This window comes from Streptomyces olivaceus, assembly GCF_000721235.1.
Taxonomy (GTDB): domain Bacteria; phylum Actinomycetota; class Actinomycetes; order Streptomycetales; family Streptomycetaceae; genus Streptomyces; species Streptomyces olivaceus.
In genome coordinates this window covers 1-301 of sequence record NZ_JOFH01000160.1, presented here as the reverse complement: position 1 = coordinate 301, position 301 = coordinate 1, and the positions used below count along the sequence as shown (strand labels likewise).

The 301-nt window shown below is 76.1% G+C and carries 1 protein-coding gene; it reads left to right on the top strand.

Features of this window, described 5'->3' with window-relative positions; genetic code table 11:
• The coding region (locus tag IG94_RS43245) for a hypothetical protein (RefSeq protein ID WP_211269731.1) at positions 1–301 on the top strand (301 nt) is incomplete at both ends.

Below are 301 nucleotides of genomic sequence, written 5' to 3'. Positions count from 1 at the left end.
GACCATGACGACACCGACCGAGGAGAGCCCCGAGGCGGGGCGTGCGGAGCGGGCCGGGCTCGCGCTCGGAGTCGGGCTCGGGCGCTGCTACTTCGCGACGGTCGCGGCGGTCGCAACGCCGATCCGCCGCTGCCCGACGCCGACATGGCACTGGAGAGCCGGCTACCGGTGCGGAGTGCGTCTCCGGTGCGCGCCACACCGGCTGCGCACGGGGCTGCGCAGACTCCTGCGGACGCGGAAGCTGCGTCCGCCGTCGCTCAAGGCGGGCGCAGCCCGTCTCGGCGTGGCCACGGGTGTGGGC